Origin of the sequence: Kribbella sp. DT2, from assembly GCF_049844575.1 — a bacterium.
Classification (GTDB): Bacteria; Actinomycetota; Actinomycetes; order Propionibacteriales; family Kribbellaceae; genus Kribbella.
In genome coordinates this window covers 556,793-574,960 of the sequence record NZ_JBNCLH010000001.1, presented here as the reverse complement: position 1 = coordinate 574,960, position 18,168 = coordinate 556,793, and the positions used below count along the sequence as shown (strand labels likewise).

At 69.1% G+C, this 18,168-nt stretch carries 17 protein-coding genes and 2 tRNA genes; 10 read left to right on the top strand and 9 right to left on the bottom strand.

Going from position 1 to position 18,168, the window contains the following annotated elements; all coding sequences use genetic code 11:
* Nucleotides 1-85: 85 nt before the first annotated feature.
* The 6 genes from gyrA (at nt 86) to ACLQ2O_RS02740 (ending at nt 5,483) form a co-directional block, all read left to right on the top strand.
* On the top strand, nt 86-2,740 hold the full coding sequence (gyrA, locus tag ACLQ2O_RS02765) for a DNA gyrase subunit A (protein ID WP_425826795.1): 2,655 nt from the start codon (nt 86-88) through the stop codon (nt 2,738-2,740).
* A complete protein-coding gene (locus ACLQ2O_RS02760) occupies nt 2,740-3,732 on the top strand; it encodes a DUF3566 domain-containing protein (protein WP_425826793.1) in 993 nt (330 codons plus the stop codon). The genes gyrA and ACLQ2O_RS02760 overlap by 1 nt, the downstream gene beginning before the upstream one ends.
* 105 nt (nt 3,733-3,837) lie before the next feature.
* Nucleotides 3,838-3,911 (top strand) — tRNA-Ile (locus tag ACLQ2O_RS02755).
* Nucleotides 3,912-3,946: 35 nt separating this feature from the next.
* Nucleotides 3,947-4,078 (top strand): DLW-39 family protein, encoded by a 132-nt coding sequence (locus ACLQ2O_RS02750; protein ID WP_420488750.1) that lies wholly within the window; start codon nt 3,947-3,949, stop codon nt 4,076-4,078.
* A gap of 10 nt (nt 4,079-4,088) precedes the next feature.
* Nucleotides 4,089-4,161, top strand: a tRNA-Ala gene (locus tag ACLQ2O_RS02745).
* Between the two features lie 758 nt (nt 4,162-4,919).
* Nucleotides 4,920-5,483 (top strand): GNAT family N-acetyltransferase, encoded by a 564-nt coding sequence (locus ACLQ2O_RS02740; protein WP_425826791.1) that lies wholly within the window; start codon nt 4,920-4,922, stop codon nt 5,481-5,483.
* A 291-nt stretch (nt 5,484-5,774) separates the two neighbouring features.
* On the opposite strand, the gene ACLQ2O_RS02735 is transcribed toward ACLQ2O_RS02740, so the two are convergent.
* On the bottom strand, nt 5,775-5,996 hold the full coding sequence (locus tag ACLQ2O_RS02735) for a hypothetical protein (protein ID WP_425826789.1): 222 nt from the start codon (nt 5,994-5,996) through the stop codon (nt 5,775-5,777).
* Between the two features lie 228 nt (nt 5,997-6,224).
* On the opposite strand from ACLQ2O_RS02735, the gene ACLQ2O_RS02730 reads away from it, so the two are divergent.
* Nucleotides 6,225-6,794, top strand: a complete 570-nt coding sequence (locus ACLQ2O_RS02730; protein ID WP_425826787.1) for a dihydrofolate reductase family protein — start codon at nt 6,225-6,227, stop codon at nt 6,792-6,794.
* Nucleotides 6,795-6,817: 23 nt separating this feature from the next.
* Nucleotides 6,818-7,777, top strand: coding sequence for a threonine ammonia-lyase (locus tag ACLQ2O_RS02725; protein WP_425826785.1), 960 nt, complete (start codon nt 6,818-6,820; stop codon nt 7,775-7,777).
* Here the strand turns inward: ACLQ2O_RS02725 and ACLQ2O_RS02720 are convergent.
* Genes ACLQ2O_RS02720 through ACLQ2O_RS02705 form a run of 4 tightly spaced genes read right to left on the bottom strand, consistent with a single transcriptional unit; the run spans nt 7,759 to nt 11,516 of the window.
* On the bottom strand, nt 7,759-8,160 hold the full coding sequence (locus tag ACLQ2O_RS02720; protein ID WP_425826783.1) for a hypothetical protein: 402 nt from the start codon (nt 8,158-8,160) through the stop codon (nt 7,759-7,761). The genes ACLQ2O_RS02725 and ACLQ2O_RS02720 overlap by 19 nt on opposite strands.
* Before the next feature lie 32 nt (nt 8,161-8,192).
* Complete coding sequence (locus tag ACLQ2O_RS02715) at nt 8,193-10,598, bottom strand: ATP-binding cassette domain-containing protein (protein WP_425826781.1); 2,406 nt, start codon at nt 10,596-10,598, stop codon at nt 8,193-8,195.
* Nucleotides 10,599-10,644: 46 nt separating this feature from the next.
* A complete protein-coding gene (locus ACLQ2O_RS02710) occupies nt 10,645-11,067 on the bottom strand; it encodes a VOC family protein (RefSeq protein ID WP_425826779.1) in 423 nt (140 codons plus the stop codon).
* Between the two features lie 5 nt (nt 11,068-11,072).
* Complete coding sequence (locus ACLQ2O_RS02705) at nt 11,073-11,516, bottom strand: helix-turn-helix transcriptional regulator (protein WP_425826777.1); 444 nt, start codon at nt 11,514-11,516, stop codon at nt 11,073-11,075.
* Nucleotides 11,517-11,822: 306 nt separating this feature from the next.
* Between ACLQ2O_RS02705 and ACLQ2O_RS02700 the strand changes: the two genes are divergently transcribed.
* Nucleotides 11,823-12,464 carry a VanZ family protein gene (locus ACLQ2O_RS02700; protein ID WP_425826775.1) on the top strand — a complete coding sequence of 214 codons (642 nt, stop codon included), beginning with the start codon at nt 11,823-11,825 and terminating at the stop codon, nt 12,462-12,464.
* Nucleotides 12,465-12,576: 112 nt separating this feature from the next.
* Here ACLQ2O_RS02700 and ACLQ2O_RS02695 read toward each other — a convergent pair whose 3' ends face one another.
* Nucleotides 12,577-13,176, bottom strand: coding sequence for a pentapeptide repeat-containing protein (locus ACLQ2O_RS02695; RefSeq protein WP_425826773.1), 600 nt, complete (start codon nt 13,174-13,176; stop codon nt 12,577-12,579).
* A 106-nt stretch (nt 13,177-13,282) separates the two neighbouring features.
* Between ACLQ2O_RS02695 and ACLQ2O_RS02690 the strand changes: the two genes are divergently transcribed.
* Nucleotides 13,283-14,215, top strand: coding sequence for an NAD-dependent epimerase/dehydratase family protein (locus ACLQ2O_RS02690; protein ID WP_425826771.1), 933 nt, complete (start codon nt 13,283-13,285; stop codon nt 14,213-14,215).
* A 410-nt stretch (nt 14,216-14,625) separates the two neighbouring features.
* Here the strand turns inward: ACLQ2O_RS02690 and ACLQ2O_RS02685 are convergent, their stop codons facing one another.
* The 3 genes from ACLQ2O_RS02685 to ACLQ2O_RS02675 all read right to left on the bottom strand — a co-directional run bounded on the left by ACLQ2O_RS02685 (nt 14,626) and on the right by ACLQ2O_RS02675 (nt 18,106).
* Nucleotides 14,626-15,849 carry a DUF4328 domain-containing protein gene (locus ACLQ2O_RS02685; protein WP_425826769.1) on the bottom strand — a complete coding sequence of 408 codons (1,224 nt, stop codon included), beginning with the start codon at nt 15,847-15,849 and terminating at the stop codon, nt 14,626-14,628.
* A 94-nt stretch (nt 15,850-15,943) separates the two neighbouring features.
* A complete protein-coding gene (locus ACLQ2O_RS02680) occupies nt 15,944-17,485 on the bottom strand; it encodes a glycerol-3-phosphate dehydrogenase/oxidase (protein ID WP_425826767.1) in 1,542 nt (513 codons plus the stop codon).
* Nucleotides 17,486-18,106, bottom strand: coding sequence for a TetR/AcrR family transcriptional regulator (locus ACLQ2O_RS02675; RefSeq protein ID WP_425829051.1), 621 nt, complete (start codon nt 18,104-18,106; stop codon nt 17,486-17,488).
* Nucleotides 18,107-18,168: the final 62 nt, after the last annotated feature.

Genomic DNA, 18,168 nt, shown 5'->3' with positions numbered 1-18,168 from the left:
CGGCCCCGGTACGTCGTACCGGAGCCGGTTCCCCGCGCCGAACTCACCGACGTACGACGTCTGAACCGAACGGGACGAGCTTCACATGACCGAGACCCCCATTTCCCCGGGACACGACCGGATCGAGCCCCTCGATCTGCAGACGGAGATGCAGCAGTCGTACCTCGACTACGCGATGGCCGTGATCGTCGGCCGCGCGCTGCCCGAGGTGCGCGACGGGCTGAAGCCGGTGCACCGGCGGATCCTCTACGCGATGTACGACGGCGGCTACCGCCCGGACCGCGGTTTCTCCAAGTGCTCCCGCATCGTCGGTGACGTGATGGGTCAGTACCACCCGCACGGCGACTCGGCGATCTACGACACCCTGGTCCGGCTCGCGCAGCCGTGGGTGATGCGCGCGCCGATGATCCAGAGCCAGGGCAACTTCGGTTCCCCGGGCAACGACCCGGCCGCCGCCATGCGGTACACGGAGTGCCGGCTCGCCCCGCTGGCGATGGAGATGGTGCGCGACATCGACCAGGAGACGGTCGACTTCCGCCCCAACTACGACGGCCGCTCGCAGGAGCCGGTGATCCTGCCGGCCCGCTTCCCGAACCTGCTGGTCAACGGCTCGGCAGGCATCGCGGTCGGCATGGCGACCCAGATCCCGCCGCACAACCTGCGCGAGGTCGCCGCGGCCGCGAACTGGTGCCTCGAGCACCCGGACGCGACCCAGGAAGAAGTCCTGGCCGCGTGCATGGAGAACATCAAGGGCCCGGACTTCCCGAACGGCGCCCTGATCGTCGGCTACAAGGGCATCGACGACGCCTACCGCACCGGTCGTGGCTCGGTCACGATGCGCGCGGTGGTCGACATCGAGGAGGACGCCAAGGGCCGGACTAGCCTGGTCGTCAGCCAGCTGCCGTACATGGTCAACCCGGACAACCTGGCGCAGAAGATCGCCGAGCTGGTGAACACCGGCAAGATGACCGGCATCGCCGACATCCGCGACGACACCTCGTCGCGGACCGGTCAGCGCCTGGTGATCGTGCTGAAGCGTGACGCGCAGCCGCGCGTCGTACTGAACAACCTGTACAAGCACACGCAACTGCAGGACACCTTCGGCTGCAACATGCTCGCGCTCGTCGACGGCGTGCCGCGCACGCTCAGCGTCGACCTGTTCATCACGCACTGGATCGACCACCAGATCGAGGTCATCCAGCGGCGGACCCGGTACCGCCTGCGCGAGGCCGAGAAGAACGCGCACATCTTCCGCGGGTACGTGAAGGCGCTGGACGCCCTCGACGAGGTGATCGCGCTGATCCGGCGCAGCCCCGACGTCGAAGAGGCCCGCCAGGGCCTGATCAGCCTGCTGGACATCGACGAGACGCAGGCCCAGGCGATCCTGGACATGCAGCTGCGCCGGCTGGCCGCCCTGGAGCGGCAGAAGATCATCGACCGGCTGAACGAGCTGGAAGCGATCATCGCCGACCTCGAGGACATCCTGGCCGACCCGGTCCGGCAGCGGCACATCGTCCGCGACGAGCTGGCCGAGATCGTCGAGAAGTTCGGCGACGAACGGCGTACGCAGATCATCGCCGCCGACGGCGACCTGTCCGTGCAGGACCTGGTGCCGGACGAGGACGTGGTCGTCACGATCACCCGCGGCGGCTACGCCAAGCGCACCAAGACCGACCTGTACCGGACGCAGAACCGCGGCGGCAAGGGTGTCCGCGGCGCGACGATGCGGGCCGAGGACGAGATCGGTCACTTCTTCGCCACCACGAACCACCACTGGATGCTGTTCTTCACCACCAAGGGCCGGGTCTACCGGGCCAAAGTGTGGCAGCTGCCCGAGTCCGCGCGCGACGCCAAGGGCTCGCACGTGGCCGGTCTGCTCTCGTTCCAGCCGGACGAGGAGATCGCGCAGGTGCTGACCCTGCGCGACTACGAGCAGAGCGACTACCTGGTCCTCGCGACCCGGCGCGGCCTGGTCAAGAAGACGGCGCTGACCGACTACGACTCGGCCCGGCAGAGCGGCATCATCGCGGTGAACTTCCGCGAGGACGACGACGAGCTGATCGGCGCCGACCTGGCCACCGCCGAGGACGACCTGCTGCTGGTCTCCCGCAAGGGCCAGTCGATCCGCTTCACCGCGAACGACGAGCAGCTGCGGCCGATGGGCCGGGCCACCTCCGGCGTCACCGGGATGAAGTTCCGCGACGGCGACGAACTGCTGTCGATGTCGGTGATCCGGGCCGGCTCGGAGGAGGACACGCAGTACGTCTTCACCGTGACCGACGCCGGGTACGCCAAGCGCAGCCGCATCTCGGAGTACCGGCAGCAGGGTCGTGGCGGTCTGGGCATCAAGGCGGTCAAGCTGAACGACGAGCGCGGTTCGCTGGTCGGTGCCCTGATCGTCGTCGACGCTGACCAGGTGCTCGCCATCAAGGGCAGCGGCCAGGTCGTCCGCAGCCGGGTCGACAGCGTGCCGGTCAAGGGCCGCGACACGATGGGTGTCCGGTTCGCCGGTGTGGGGGAGTCCGACGCGGTGGTCGCGATCGCGCGCAACACCGACCTCACCATCAGTGACGAGGAGCTCGACGAAGCAGGCGAGCCGGTCACCGAAGGTGCCCAGGATGTGGACGCATCGACAACCGAAACCGCCCCTGAGAGCGTCAATACTGATGACCAGCATTCGACTGACGTCGAGGGCACGGCTACCGTCGAAGACGACGACGCCGGCCAGGAGGGCATCTGATGACCAACCGCTCGAGGCCGAACTGGCCTGATGGGGCGGACAGCGCCAAATCCCGACCGCCGCAAGGTGGTAACGGGAAGGCCGCGTCCACCCCACCGGCCACACCGGCCTCCAACGGTCGTAGCAACGGCTCCCAGCCGCGACCGGCGACCTCGAACGGCCCGGCCGACCCCCGTTCGGGAGATCCGCGGACCGCGGGTCGCCCGGCCGCCCAGCCCGGTACGCCGTCCCGGCCGCCGCAGCAGCCGCCGGTCCGTCCGGTGAGCAAGCAGGCCCCGGCTCCGTCACAGGCGGGTCGCCCGGCCGCTGCTCCGAGCACTCCTGGGCGTCCGGAGCAGCGACTGCCGAGTGGCGGCGCTGCTTCTGGTGTCACCCCGGCTCGTGCGACCGGTACGCCGGCCACCGGTGCGGGTGCCGCCGCCAAGGCGGGCTCGGCGCCCGCCACACCGTCGTACGGGCAGACCGGCAAGGTGAGCTCGCCGGGCAAGGGTGACAGCTTCGGGGACCGGGTCAGCGCAGCGAAGGCGGCAGTGCTGGAGAAGGCCTCCGCGGTCAAGGACGCGGCGGCGGACAGGACCCGCCCGGCCGACACCGACGAGCCGGTCGCCCGGTCGCGCGGTCAGGTCCGCAAGGCTCGGCTGCGTTTGTCCCGGGTCGATCCCTGGTCGGTGATGAAGACGTCGTTCCTGCTGTCGATCGCGTTCGGCATCGTGACCTGGGTCGCGGTGTTCATCGTCTGGTCGGCGATCGGCGCGGCGGGTGTGTTCGACAACATCAACAACACCGTCACCGAGGTTCTCGGGACGCCGGCCGCCGAGCCGTTCGACATCGAGAACTACGTCAACACCGGCAAGGTGATGGGATTCACCACCCTGCTGGCCTGCGCGGACGTGCTGATCATCACCGCCCTGGCGACGCTCGGTTCGTTCCTCTACAACATCGCCGCCACGCTCCTCGGCGGCCTCGAAGTCACGCTCGCCTCCGAGGACTGAGCCGCTGTCGCTGCCGCTTCCGATCGGGCCCGTGGAGGGCCCGATCGGATTTGGGAGTCGAGGCCTCGGTGCGGTAATCTCTCTCCGGTTCGACCCCGCAAGTGCGGGCCTATAGCTCAGTTGGTTAGAGCGCTGCCCTGATAAGGCAGAGGTCACTGGTTCAAATCCAGTTAGGCCCACAAAACCCTGATCGACGCCGATCCAAGGAGTCCCGGTGCTGAAGAAGATTCTGCTGGTACTGCTGGCGAGCGTCGGTGGATACTTCGTCTACAAGAAGACCCAGCAGGCCCGCGCCGAGCAGGACCTCTGGGCCGAGGCCGTCGACCCGGTCACCCCGGGCCGCTGATCACCCCCACGGGGGCGTAGCTCAACTGGCAGAGCACTGCCTTTGCAAGGCAGGGGTTAGGGGTTCGAGTCCCCTCGTCTCCACTTTCTTTCCCACGCGCGCTCCGGCCCACCCGGGGTTTGCGCGCTGCCGCGCTTCATCCTCGGGCTGCCGCCCGATTCTGCGCTGGCGCGCTCTGCGGGCTGCCGCCCGCGAGTGACCACATCCGTCCCAGGGCTGATCCCGTGCCGATCAGGTCCCCTGGGCCGCGTATCCGCCACGCCTGCGTGCGGCTACCTCCGTCTCCACGCTCTCGGAGGCTCGCTACTTCTACTCTCAAGCAGTCTGAGCGGCACCCGTGAGGGTGCTCAGACCATTCAGCCGAGTGTCATGTCGCGACGCCAGACGCCAGCTCGCCATCGTCAGCGACGGCAACGGCACATCCGTTCGGACCAGGTGGGGTCTGCAGGCGTCCGGTACATCGAGACCCGTGACCCGGCCGGCTCTGCCGAACTTGGCTCTCGTAGATCAAGGGCGCGCCTTCGGCGCGCGGCCCCGGACTCCGGGCGGCGTCAGGGCGCCGTCCTCGCCGGAGCCCAGCAGCAGGACGTTCCACGTCCACGCGATCCCACCTGCCACGAGCCGAGTCCTAGCGACTGACCACCGATTAGCCCCGTCCCCTCTGGCCGCTCGATCGTACGGCCACCACGACCCGCATCAAGAGCGCTTCGCGTCCTACGGATCGGCAAGCCGACTCTTGACACGCGTCGCGCTGACCTTGGCTGGCAGCTATCAGGGGGGACGCGGCAGGTGTGGGGATCGAACTGACCGGACACCCGGCGATCTGGCTATCCTCTCCGGGGTGACGCCCATCGAGTGGCCAGTAAGCACCAAACGCCTATCGCTACGTGCCTACACGCCAGACGATCTAGATGCCTTGTGGGCCTACGAACAGCTCCCCCAGGTCCAGCACTGGCTCGGCTGGGCACCGCACACGCGCGACGAACTCCGCGACGCGATGGAGGAGAAGTCGAGCAACACCACGCACGTCATGGTTCTTCTTGCCTCCACGGTCATCGGTCACATGATGATCATGCCGCGCGACAGTTGGGCGCAGATGGACATCGCGATCCACGCCAAGGGCTTGGAGGCCGAACTTGGATGGATGTTCGACCCGGCATACGGAGGACACGGCTACGCCACCGAAGCCGTCAGAGCCACCATCGAACTGTGCTTCGACGGGCTCAAGCTGCGGCGGATTCACGCCGGATGTTTCGCCGACAACATCGCGTCCTGGCGTCTCATGGAACGCCTAGGTTTGCGCCGCGAAGAACACAGCCGTTCCACTGCACTGCACCGCGACGGCACTTGGCACGACGGCTTCACCTACGCATTGCTCCGCGAAGAATGGCCCACGAGCCCCTGAGCCGGTCAGGGACATCGCGTGCCCTCCGCGTGCCCTAACGAGAACGTGCCAGCGGGCTCAACCGGTCACTCACGGGCGCAACCGGTCGAGCCCAGGCTTGACGGCCACCGCGCAGGTCAGCGAGAGCGCTACAACCGCCTTTGCAAGACAGGGGTTAGGGGATTCAAGGGCGCTCGTCTCCGCCGAGTACCTTCTTTCCGCGCGCTCCCACCCACCCGAGGTCTTCGCGCTGGCGCGCGCTTGCCGTTGCCGCTGACCCGCGAACGGGTCAGCTGGACAGGGCAGGTGGTGTCAGACCTTCACGAGGTCGGACAGCAGCGTTGCCTTGGCGTCTTCGTAGTCGGTGTCGGAGATCACGTCTTCGTTGAAGAGGGTGGAGAGGCTTCGGAGGCGGTCCTCCGTGGCCGGCAGGTCTCGCTGGGTTGCGGGAGTGGTTGCCGACTCGAAGGATTCGCGGAGGCGGTCGATCGCCTGGCGGAGTTGCTTCAGTTCCTGTACCAGTTCCGGGTCCAACAGAACGCTCCTAGGTCTCGAACGACGCGGCGCAGAGTTTGCCGCAGGTCTTCCAGCGTCGGTCTGGGCATGGTCGAGCGTCAATCAGGGAAGGCCCCCACCACGCCCCGTCAGTACCCGGGGCCCGGTGGGGTGCCGAGAACGTTGTGCGGGGGTGTCAAATGCGGTGGGGTTTGTTCGACGCAGGGGTGAGTAGCAGTCAATCGGCAGACTTCTGAGGGGTTCACCATGGTGCAGGACGAGCGCGGTCACGGGCAGCGCAAGGTTGTTGGGGCTTACTTCGTGACGCTTGACGGGGTGGCTGAGGCTGCGGATCGGTTCATCACAGCCTGGGACGACGAGGTGGATGCCCGGGGCACCGAACTGATCGCGACGCAGGACACGGTGATTCTTGGGCGGCGTACGTACGACGAGTGGGTGGGGTACTGGCCGACCAGCGATGTCGAGCCGTTCGCGTCGTTCGTCAACGCTGCGCCGAAGTTCGTGGCTACGTCGACGCCGCTCGCGGGTGAGTGGGCCAACACGAGTGTGATCGACGGGGACCTGGTCGAGTTCGTGAAGGCGCTGAAGAGTAAGCCGGGTGGTGACATCGGCGTGCATGGGAGCATCTCGATCACCCAGGCCCTGCTGGCGGCTGGGCTCGTTGACGACCTTCAGCTGGTGATCGCTCCGACGGTTGCTCCGACGTCCGGCGACCGGAGGCTGCTCGACAACCTGCCGGCGATCCAGCTTGAAACGGTGAACAGCAGCATGTCGCCCAGCGGATACCTGCTGGTGACCTACCGCGTACTTCACTGACCCGAGCGCATAGGCTCTTGGGCGTGGAGAAGACGCGGCTCGAGCTGGATCGGATTCAAGCCGCGCGGCGGGTGATTGATCCGGTGTTTCTTGGGTCGCCGTTCTACGGCTGTGAGCCGTTGGGGGCTCGGCTCGGGTGTGCGGTGAGTATCAAGCTGGAGACGGCCAACCCCGTACGGAGTTTCAAGGGGCGGGGGACCGAACTGGTTGCCGACGGCCTCGTTCGGGACGGGCAGCGGGCTGTGGTGTGTGCGAGTGCGGGGAATCTGGGGCAGGCGCTGGCCTGGTCCGCGCGGGGGCGAGGGCTGGACGTGACCGTTGTGGCGTCGCGGTTCGCGCCGGAGGTGAAGCTCGAGCGGATTCGTGCGCTGGGTGCGAGGTTGGAGCTGGTGGACGGCGATCACGAGCTGGCTCGGGAGCGGGCTGTTGCCATCGCGGCCGAGGAGGGGATTCGGCTGCTCGAGGACAGTTTGGATCTCGAGACTTGTGAGGGCGCGGCGACGATCGGGCTCGAGTTGGTGGAGAGCGCGGTGCCGTACGACGTCGTACTGGTTGCCCTTGGCGGTGGTGCGATGGCGACCGGCATCGGCCAGGTCATGAAGGAGCTGGCGCCCGAGGTCGAGGTGGTCTGCGTGCAGCCGGCCGGGGCGCCCGCGATGACGAAGTCCTGGGAGGAACGGCGAGTGGTGACGACCGACTCGGCGGTCACGATCGCTGACGGGGTCGCCGGGCGGTTCCCGATCGCGGAGGTGCTGGACGACCTGCTGGTGGTTGCCGATGACGCCGTACTGGTTCAAGAGGAGTCGATCGTCAAAGGTCTGCGGATGCTGCTGCACGACGCGGGGCTGGTCGTCGAACCCTCGGCGGCGTTGGGGATCGCGGCGATCCTCGAAGACCCCGAGCGGTTCGCGGGGCGGCACGTGGTCACCGTCGTGTGCGGCGGCAATGTCGACATGGACACCTACTACCGCTGGATCGCCTGAGGCATCGGTACGCGCTCCTCGCGGGCGCCCGCGGCGCCGTAGCGTTTGACGACGTAGCTGCCGGGTGGGTTCTCGAGGGTGCGGAGCGTGGGCTCGATCGTTGACCAGAGCAGGTCGGCGTTCGGGCCGTAGAGGTGGATGACGGCGTCGTCGGGGCCGATCGCGTTGCCGTCGAGGCTGCCGGCCTCGGAGCCGTCCAGAGTCTTCTCCAGGGCGTCCTCGATCAGGAAGATGGTCTCCAGGTCCTTCGGGTTGGGGAGATGGAGAGAGACGGCCTGGTCGTGGTTCGGCTCAGGCACGGCCTGCTGTCCACGGCACGCCCCGAGCGCGACAGCCAGTACGACGCTCGCAAGCGCGACGGCAACGATCCGGATCCACCCCACCTGAGGATGGTCTCAGGTGGGGGTTCGCTGGATCACGAGCCGACGTAGTCCGCGAGGTGCTTGGCCGTGAGGGTCTTGCGGGACTTGACCAGCTCGGAGGGGGTGCCCTCGAAGACGATGTGGCCGCCGTCGTGGCCGGGGCCGGGGCCGAGGTCGATGATCCAGTCGGCGTGGGCCATCACTGCCTGGTGGTGCTCGATGACGATGACGGACTTGCCGGAGTCGACGAGGTTGTCGAGCAGGGCCAGGAGTTGCTCGACGTCGGCCAGGTGCAGACCGGTCGTCGGCTCGTCGAGGACGTAGATGCCGCCCTTCTCGGACATGTGGGTGGCGAGCTTCAGGCGTTGACGTTCGCCGCCGGACAGGGTGGTGAGGGGCTGGCCGAGGCTGATGTAGCCGAGGCCGACGTCGGCCAGGTTCTGCAGGATCTTGTGCGCGGCGGGGGTTTTCGCGTCGCCGTCGGCGAAGAACTCGAGCGCCTCGGAGACCGGCAGGGCGAGGACCTCGCTGATGTCCTTGCCGCCGAAGGTGTACTCCAGGACGTCGGCCGAGAAGCGCTTGCCCTCGCAGACCTCGCAGGTGGTGGTGATGCTGGCCATGATGCCGAGGTCGGTGTAGATGACGCCGGCGCCGTTGCAGTTCGGGCAGGCGCCCTCGGAGTTCGCGCTGAACAGGGCCGGCTTCACGCCGTTGGCCTTCGCGAAGGCCTTGCGGATCGGCTCCAGCAGACCCGTGTACGTCGCTGGGTTGCTTCGCCGCGACCCCTTGATCGCGCCTTGGTCGACCGAGATCACGCCCTCCCGCTTGGCCACGGAGCCGTGGATCAGCGAGCTCTTGCCCGAGCCGGCCACGCCGGTGACGACGACGAGCGCGCCGAGCGGGATGTCGACGTCGACGTTCTGCAGGTTGTTCGTGCTCGCGCCGCGGATCTCCAGCTGGCCGGACGGCGTACGCACCTCCGGCTTCAACAGCGCGCGGTCGTCCAGGTGCCGGCCGGTCAACGTGTCGGCGGAACGCAGTCCCTCGACCGTGCCTTCGAAGACGACCTGGCCGCCCGCCGTACCGGCGCCCGGCCCGAGGTCGACGACGTGGTCGCCGATCGCGATCGTCTCCGGCTTGTGCTCGACGACCAGGACCGTGTTGCCCTTGTCGCGCAGCTGCAGCAGGAGCTCGTTCATCCGCTGGATGTCGTGCGGGTGCAGCCCGATCGTCGGCTCGTCGAAGACGTAGGTGACGTCGGTCAGCGGCGACCCGAGGTGCCGGATCATCTTCGTGCGTTGGGCTTCGCCGCCGGACAGCGTGCCGGCCGGGCGCTCCAGGCTCAGGTAACCCAGGCCGATGTCGACGAACGAGTCGAGCGTCTCGCCGAGCGCGGACAGCAGCGGCGCGACCGACGGCTCGTCGAGCTTGCGGACCCACTCGGCCAGGTCGCTGATCTGCATCGCGCACGCGTCGGCGATGCTGATCCCCTTGATCTTCGAGGCGCGCGCCTCCGGGGTGAGCCGCGTCCCCTCGCACTCGGGGCAGGTGGTGAAGGTGACCGCCCGCTCGACGAACGCGCGGATGTGCGGCTGCATCGACTCGACGTCCTTGGACAGGAAGGACTTCTGGATCTTCGGGATCAGGCCCTCGTAGGTGAGGTTGACGCCGTCGACCTTGACCTTCACCGCGTCCTTGTAGAGGAAGTCCTGCAACTCCTTCTTGGTGTACTTCTTGATCGGCTTGTCCGGGTCGACGAAGCCCGACTCGGCGTACACCCGGACCGTCCAGAAGCTGTCCGACTTCCAGCCGGGGATCGTGAACGCGCCCTCGGACAGCGACTTGTTCTCGTCGTACAGCTGGGTCAGGTCGATGTCGGAGACCGAACCGCGGCCCTCGCAGCGCGGGCACATACCGCCGGTGATCGAGAAGCTGCGCCGCTCCTTCACGGTCTGCCCGTGCTTCTCGATCTTGACCGCGCCGGCGCCGCTGATCGAGGCGACGTTGAACGAGAACGCCTGCGGGGAGCCGACGTACGGCGTGCCGAGGCGGCTGTACAGGATCCGCAGCATGGCGTTCGCGTCGGTCGCGGTGCCGACGGTGGAGCGCGGGTTCGACCCCATCCGCTCCTGGCCGACGATGATCGCGGTGGTCAGCCCCTCGAGCACGTCGACCTCGGGCCGCGCCTGCGACGGCATGAAGCCCTGCACGAAGGTGCTGTAGGTCTCGTTGATCAGCCGCTGCGACTCGGCGGCGATCGTGCCGAACACGAGCGAGCTCTTGCCCGACCCCGACACCCCGGTGAACACCGTCAGCCGGCGCTTCGGCAGCTCGATGCTGACGTCCTTGAGATTGTTCTCGCGGGCGCCGTGCACGCGGATCAGGTCGTGGCTGTCGGCGTCGTACGCCGGCCTGGCCGGGGCCGTCTTCGCGGCTGCCTTGGTCGCTCTGGGGGTCATCGGTGCTCCGTCGGTCAGGTGGTCGGCGGCGGGGGTCGGAACCGGTTCAGGTCAGCTGGTTGATGCGGACGTGGTTGCCCGCCGGGTCGCGGAACGCGCAGTCGCGGATGCCGTACGGCTGGTCGGTCGGCTCCTGGATCACCTCGGCGCCGGTGGCCTGGACCCGGTCGAACAGGCCGTCCAGGTCCTTGGTGGCCAGCACGATCGTGGCGTAGGTGCCCTTGGCCATCATCTCGGTGATCGTCCGGCGCTCGTCGTCGGTCAGTCCGGGGTCGACGAGCGGCGGGGTGAGCACGATCTGGGTGTCCGGCTGGCCCGCCGGGCCGACCGTGATCCAGCGCATCGTGCCCTGGCCGACGTCGTTGCGGACCTCGAAGCCGAGCGTGTCGCGGTAGAACGCGATCGCGGCGTCGGGGTCGTCCTGGGGCAGGAAGCTGGCGTGAATCTTGAGGTCCGCGTTGGTTGTCATGGCAGTCACGCTACTGGCGGCCAAGCACGCGGTGCTTCTTGATTCCTGATCGGTCTGGCGACGTGCTTGGTGATGCAGGACGGCGGCTCGACCGGGGGCCGGACCTGCTGACGGTAGGTGCTCGGCGGCATCCCGACCAGCTCGGTGAACCGGGTGCTGAAGGTCCCGAGCGAGGAGAACCCGACCTGGAAGCAGACGTCGGTCACGCTGACGTCGCCGCGACGCAGGAGCGCCATCGCGCGCTCGATCCGGCGCGTCATCAGGTACCCGTACGGCGCTTCGCCGTACGCGAGCTTGAACTGCCGGCTCAGGTGCCCGGCCGACATGTTCACCCCACGGGCCAGCGCCTCGACGTCGAGCGGCTGCGCGTACTCCCGGTCGATCCGGTCCCGGACCCGACGCAGCAGCTTGAGGTCCCGCAGCCGCTGGGACTCCTCCGAGGTGCTCACCCTCGGAATGGTGCCATCGCGCGGGCGTGCGGTCGAGCGCCGGAGCCGGGCCGCGCGGTCCGGCAGTGGGGATGGATGTTGCCTTGGGCCCCGATAGCCGGTGTCAGTTCGACCACGGATTGTCACGAGGCGACCACCGTTTGTTTGCGGGTGCGTGCAGATGTCCCGAAGGGTCTGGCGAGCGGACGAGTAATCGATGGAACGTCTGACGAGGAAACTTTTCGGGACGAGAACCACTGACGTTGTGTTGCGCGCGGGGTCCGGTCGGGCCTGCGTGGGCCGGTTGACGACGGAGGATCCGGATACGTGCTCGAGACCTATCGCGGTATCCCGCACCTGCTGGACACGTGGCTCGTTCTCACCGGGATGGCGATCCCGATCGCCGTCTCGGCGGTACGGCGGCGCGGTGACCGGCTCGTCCCCCGGTTGGCGGCGCTGTTCCTGCCGGCCTCGTTCGCGCTCGTGCTGGCGGCGACGCTCAGCCCGACGGCACATCACGGAGGGCTCGGGATCTGCGGCACGCAGCTGACCACGACCGGCGGACTCACCTCGCTCCAGGGGCTGCTCAACGTGCTGCTCTTCGTCCCGGCCGCGGGCATGCTGACGCTGGCCAGCGGGCGTCCGGCCGACGGGATCGCGGCGGGGATCGGCCTGTCCGCCTCCGTCGAGGCCGTCCAGGCGCTGGTCCCCCAGCTCGGCCGGTCCTGCCAGGTGCACGACCTGATCGCGAACACGCTCGGCGCGTTCGCCGGCGTCGGGCTCGCGGCCGGCGTACAGGCCCTGAATCGGACCCGGCCGCTGACCAGTCCCGAGTACGTCGTGGAGCACGCCGCGCTGCTGACGGTGCGCGGGCGGCCGCCGGCCCGGCATCGGCGGAGCGACATTCCGGCCCGGCCTGTGATGATTCAGCGGACGCGGCGGCTCCGGCCGGTCGCTCGACTGCGCTGAGTTACCGATTTCGCCGTACGACGGGGTGAGAATCACGGAGAGTGGGAAGTTATCCACAGGTTGTGGACGAACCGGGGGATAACTTTCCAGCTGTCCACAACTTCACCCACAGCTACGGCCTGACGTCGAGTCCGAGCGACTGCGCGATCGCCATCGCCTGCGGCAGATCGATGATCGCATCCCGCAGCTGGACGGTCAGCGGGTCGAGCGACGTGAGGTCCGATCCGCGCAGGTCGGCGCCGGTGAAGTCGGCGCGCTGGAGCATTGCGCCGGACAGGTCGATGTTGCGCAGCGTGGCCTTCGCGGCCCGTACGCCGGTGAGGTCCGACTCCCGCAGCTTCACCCCGGACAGCTCGGCCCCGCGCAGGTCCTCGCCCGGCAGGCTGGTGAACGACCAGTCGCCGCCGTCGGCCTTGAGCAGGTTGTACGTGCAGTCGTCGAAGGAGCTGCCCATCAGCTTGCAGCGGGTGAACGTGGTGTCGAAGAACGAGCAGCGTACGAACGTGCAGTTCACGAACGCCGCGTCGGTGTGCGTCGAGGCGTTGAACCGGACGCCACGGAACACGCACTCCTCGAACACGCCTCCGGTGTTGGCGACCTCGGTCAGGTCGGCGTCCAGGAACAGCACCTTGGTGTAGGTCTGCCCGGACGGATCGGCGTCGTCCCAGTCGCGGACGGTGGACTCGGTCGCGGGCGGCCGGCGGTTTGCCACGAGGTCTCCTCTCGGTCCCGCGGCGCGGGGCCTGTGATCTGCATTGTGACGACCTCGACGGACAAAGTTTCTCCGATCGACAACCCGGCGGGGCAAGATGGATCGGGTGACCGGATCGGAGCGGGTGATGGTGTTCGGCGCCGGCGGCTTCCTCGGAGCCCGGATCTGCGCGCTGCTGAGCGAGCGCGGGATCGAGCACCGCGGCATGACCCGGAGCACGGGTGATCCACACCGGCGGTTCGACCTGGCCACAGGGCACTGCTATGCCCTCGACGCGCTGGTGGCGATGTACAAGCCGACGGTGATTGTGAACGCGGCGGCCGCGACGCACGGCGACACCGTCGCGCTGACCCGCGGGAACGTGGTCGCGGTCGAGGCCCTGCTGTCGGCGATGCAGCGGACGGCGAACAACGCGCGTCTGGTGCAGCTGGGGTCGGCCGCCGAGTACGGCGGTGCGCCGCAGGGGACGAGTCAGGACGAGCAGGCGGAGCCGCGGCCGGGAGCGGCGTACGGGTTCACGAAGTTGGCCGGGTCGGAGCTCGTGCTGCGGGCCCGGCGGAACGGCGCGGATGCGGTCGTGGTCCGGTCGTTCAACATCAGCGGTCCGGGGTCGCCGGCGAGCACGCTGCTCGGGCGGGTCGTGCGGCAGGTCCAGGAGACCGACACGTTGCAGATGGGCTCGCTGGAGGCGTGGCGGGACTACGTCGACGTACGGGATGTCGCGGAGGCGGTGCTCGCGGTCGCGCTGACCGACGAGAAGCCGCCGCCGGTGCTGAACGTCGGGTCGGGCCAGGCCGCGCTGGCGCGCGACGTGGTGCGACGGTTGATCGAGCTCAGCGGGACTGGCGCGAAGGTTGTCGAGGGCACGGTTCACGCGGGGCATGCGGGGTCGCCGGCGGACTCGGTGCCTTGGCAGCAGGCGGACACGCGGCTGATCGAGAAGATGGTCGGGTGGGCGCCGCGGATTTCGCTCGACGAGTCGCTGACGGCGACCTGGGAAGAGCGCGAGGTCGCGGTGCCGCAGGAGGCGCACGCGTAGCAATCGGTGCCACAGGCAACGGCTTGGGAGAGCTGCGGGGCGGGGGTGGTGGCGGACGCGGGAAGCCCTCGGCGACCACCGGGTGGGGCGGCGGGTTGAATGGGGCTGTGGAGATCTGGTCGGTGTGTGAGGGTGCTCCTGATCGGCTGGTCGGAGTGAACGAGGACCTGGTGGTGAGTGGGCCGGACTTCGTGGTGGTGCGTGGGAGGACCTGGTCGCGCTGCTGGAGTCCCGCGGGCCGCGCGAACTGATCGATCGGGTGCGGGCGTACGACGTCGCCGCGGTCGACGGCAGCTTCAGGGGAAAGCGGCACGACGACGCGAGCGCCGTGCTCTGTCGGCTGAGTTGAACGTCAGCGGGCGCCGGCCGGGCGGCACCAATTCACCGTGAGCTCGCCCGCCGGCACTGGCTCACCGTGAGCCGGCTGGGTACTCCGGTGGGCCGCCTTCGCGGGTTGGCCAAGGGGATCTCGGCGGGTCCGCTCGTGGGGGCGGCGGGCTCGCGTCCTGCGGGTGCGTCGGGCCCGGACCGTTCGGGCTGGAGCCGGTGGTGCCGCCGTAGCCGCCGGGGCCGTACGGGCCACCCGGACGAGGAGCCTGAGCGGGCGGAGCCTGATATCCCCCGTGGCCTGACCCGGGGCCAGGCCCCGGTCCGTACGGATTCGCCTGCGGCGGGCGGGGCGCGTACTGCGGCGTGCGGTCGACCGGCGGCAGGTACGACGGCGAGTTGTACGGCAGCGTCGGCCCGAGCGGTACGCCGGACTGCGGCGCGCGCCCGTCGTGCCAGCCGCTGAGCTGGAGCAGCAGCAGGGAGAACGTCGCCCCCGCCACGATCAGCAGCACCGTGCCGACCGTGAACGCGATGTTGAGCCCGAGCGCCAGGTGCACCAGGTAGTCCTGGAGGTCGTAGATGTCGACGTAGTCGCCGGTTGCGCTGGCCTCGTCGGCGCGGTCGACCAGGCGGATGAACCAGGTGATGAAGCTGATCCCCGCGAACAGCCCGCCGCCGACGGCCACGACGCAGAAGGCGACCCAAGCCGCCCACCAGCCGTACAGCAGGCCGCGGATCCGGCTGGAGCGTGCGATGCCCGGCTGGTTCGGCGGCTCGCTCGCGCGGACAACGTCCCCGACGACCTGCAACGGGTACCAGAACTGGACCACCGGGCACAGCCAGGCGCCGACCGTCCAGCCGGTCGAGTGCCGGTGCGCGCCGTTGCCGCTGCCGTAGCCGCCCTGGTACGTCGTCGCGAACGGCGGCTGGAGGATCTCCGTGTTCTCCCGGGCCTGCCAGAGCCAGATGACCACGACGATGCCGGCCGCGGCGAACAGGTAGCCGAGCCCGTCGAGCAACGGTCCCGCCCCGACGACCGCCTCGGCGCCGCGGTCGATCTCGTCCTCGGACAGCAACCCGTAGACGAGCCGCTTCACGTCGTCGTACGACGTCCACAGCAGGATCGTCTGGATGATGCTGACCAGCACGGTCCCGGCCATCAGCGCGATGGCGACCCGTGCGAGCCGCCCGAGCGTGCGGTACTTCGGCGGCGCGGCCGACGGAGGTCCGCTGTGGAACTGGCCCACGTTCTGCGGGTGACCGCCGCCGGGGTACGGACCCTGGCCTGGATACGGCTGACTCACGATCCCCACCTCCCCAGGTCGCCGATGACTACAAGTTATCTCAGTCCCGGGAGCGTCCCAGCGTTATCCACAGGCCAATCGCCACAACCGGTGCTCAGACCGCAGCGAAAGCCGCGCGGACCGCGGGGAGGGCGAGCTCCCGATCCGTCGCCGACAGACCGAGGCGCGTACGGCGGTCGAGGACGTCGTCCTCGTCCAGCGCCCCTTCGTGCCGTACGGCGAACCGCAGCTCCGCGTGCGTCGTCCTCAGCCCCGGCGTCACCGGCTCGAGCAGGGCCCGATCACCCGCGATCACGTCCGGCGCCTCCACGCCGTACCGCTGGACGAAGCGCGCCGGCGCCCGGACCGTCGCGAGCCGCGACCGATCGGCAGCGCCGACCAGCGGGATCCGATGCGTCAGGCACGGCCGCCGGACTTCCAGAGAGGACTGCTTCAACGCAGCGTCGAGCGCGTCCTGCGCCATCCGCCGGTACGTCGTGAGCTTGCCGCCAACGATCGTCACCAGTCCGTCCGGCCCGGTGATCACCGCGTGCCGCCGGGAGATGTCGGCGGTCTTGTCCTCACCCCGGTGATGGCCGGTGTCGAGCAGCGGGCGCAGTCCGGCGTACGTGCCGAGCAGGTCGGAGCGGGTGATCGGTTCGCGCACCGCCGCGCTGATCGTGCCGAGCAGGAAGTCGATCTCGGCCTCGCTGGCCTGCGGCACGTCGCTGACCGGGCCCGGCGCGTCCTCGTCGGTCAGCCCGACGTAGACCCGGCCGTCGGGCGCCGGGATCGCCATCACCACGCGGCGCGGCTCGCCCGGTACCGGCACGGTCAGTACGGCGGACAGTTCGCCGAACACCGACTGCGGCAGCACCAGGTGCGTCCCGCGGCTCGGGCGCAGCTTGATCCCGGTGGCGACCTGGTCGGCCCAGATGCCGCCGGCGTTGACCACCATCCGCGCCGCCACATCGATCCGGCGTCCGCTCAGCTGGTCGACGACGACCGCGCCCTGGCCGGTGACCTGCTCGGCCGAGCATCGGGTCAGCACGCGGGCGCCGTACAGGGCGGCGGTCCGGGCGATCGCGACGACGAGGCGGGCATCGTCGTAGAGCTGTCCGTCCCAGGTCAGGAAACCGCCGCGCAGACCGTGCGGGCGGACGGTGGGCGCGTAGCGCAGGACCTCGGCCGAGCTGATCCGGCGGGAGTGCGGCAGGAAGTCGTCGCTGGTGTGGGCGAAGGTACGCAGCACGTCGCCGCCGAGGAACGCCGAGCGGAGCAGCGCCGCCTGCATGAACCTTGCCTCAGGCAACCAAGGCGCGACCTGCGGCACCGGGTGGACCAGGTGCGGTGCGGTCGTCTTCATCAGGATGCCGCGCTCGACGGCGCTCTCGTAGGCGATGGCGACGTGGCCGGACGCCAGGTACCGCAGGCCGCCGTGCACCAGCTTCGAGCTCCAGCGGCTGGTCCCGAACGCGAGGTCGTGCTTCTCCACCAGCGCGACGGTCAGGCCGCGGGCGGCCGCGTCGAGTGCGACGCCCGCACCGGTCACCCCGCCGCCGACGACCAGGACGTCGACCTGCTGCCGGGTGTCCAGCCAGTCGAGCTCCTTGGTCCGCCGGGCGGCGTTCAGGCTGGAGTTGCCGACCGAGATCATCTAGGGCTCCAGGTACCTGGTCAGCATCGCGCGGAGCTCCTCGTCGAGGTGCGGGTACTCCTCGTGGGTCGCCAGCACCGGGCCGGAGACCGCCGAGGCGAGCGAGACCAGGATGATCTGCCGGGACAGCCAGTCGGGGTCGCCGGCGCGGATCGAACCGTCGGCCTGACCGGACTTGATGCCCTCGGCGACCAGCGCGAGGTGCGCGACGGTGCTGCTGCCGCGACGCTCCAGCAGGTACGGCGTGAGGAACTCGGGGTCGAGCTCGACGATCTTGCGCATCAGCGGGTGGGTGCGGGTCTTGCCGACCACCTCGACGACGCCTTCCACCAGCCGGGTGCGGCCGTCGACGGCGTCGGGCTGGAAGGCGGACATCAGCGCGGTCGTCCACTCGCGGGTCATCAGCGCGGCGACGACGGCCTGGACGTTGGGCCAGCGGCGGTAGAGCGTCGCGCGGGAAACCTCGGCGTGCCGGGCGATGTCGGCCATCGTCATCCGGCGCATGCCGATCGCGAGCAGCAGCTCGTACGCCGCGTCGAGGATGCGCTCCTCGCCGATCGCGTTCGCGGGGGCCGGACGGGCGGAAGGAGTCGACTCGAGGTCGCTGCTACGCTGAGACATCACGCGTCAGAGTGTATCAGCGAGTCGAAGGTGCCGGAACAGTCGGACGGTACCTCCCGAAC

Coding starts and splice junctions, on each gene's coding strand:
- gyrA (WP_425826795.1), top strand. CDS start 86: ATGACCGAGACCCCCATTTCCCCGGGACACGACCGGATCGAGCCCCTC.
- ACLQ2O_RS02760 (WP_425826793.1), top strand. CDS start 2,740: ATGACCAACCGCTCGAGGCCGAACTGGCCTGATGGGGCGGACAGCGCC.
- ACLQ2O_RS02730 (WP_425826787.1), top strand. CDS start 6,225: ATGGTGCAGGACGAGCGCGGTCACGGGCAGCGCAAGGTTGTTGGGGCT.
- ACLQ2O_RS02715 (WP_425826781.1), bottom strand. CDS start 10,598: ATGACCCCCAGAGCGACCAAGGCAGCCGCGAAGACGGCCCCGGCCAGG.
- ACLQ2O_RS02710 (WP_425826779.1), bottom strand. CDS start 11,067: ATGACAACCAACGCGGACCTCAAGATTCACGCCAGCTTCCTGCCCCAG.
- ACLQ2O_RS02680 (WP_425826767.1), bottom strand. CDS start 17,485: ATGATCTCGGTCGGCAACTCCAGCCTGAACGCCGCCCGGCGGACCAAG.
- ACLQ2O_RS02675 (WP_425829051.1), bottom strand. CDS start 18,106: ATGTCTCAGCGTAGCAGCGACCTCGAGTCGACTCCTTCCGCCCGTCCG.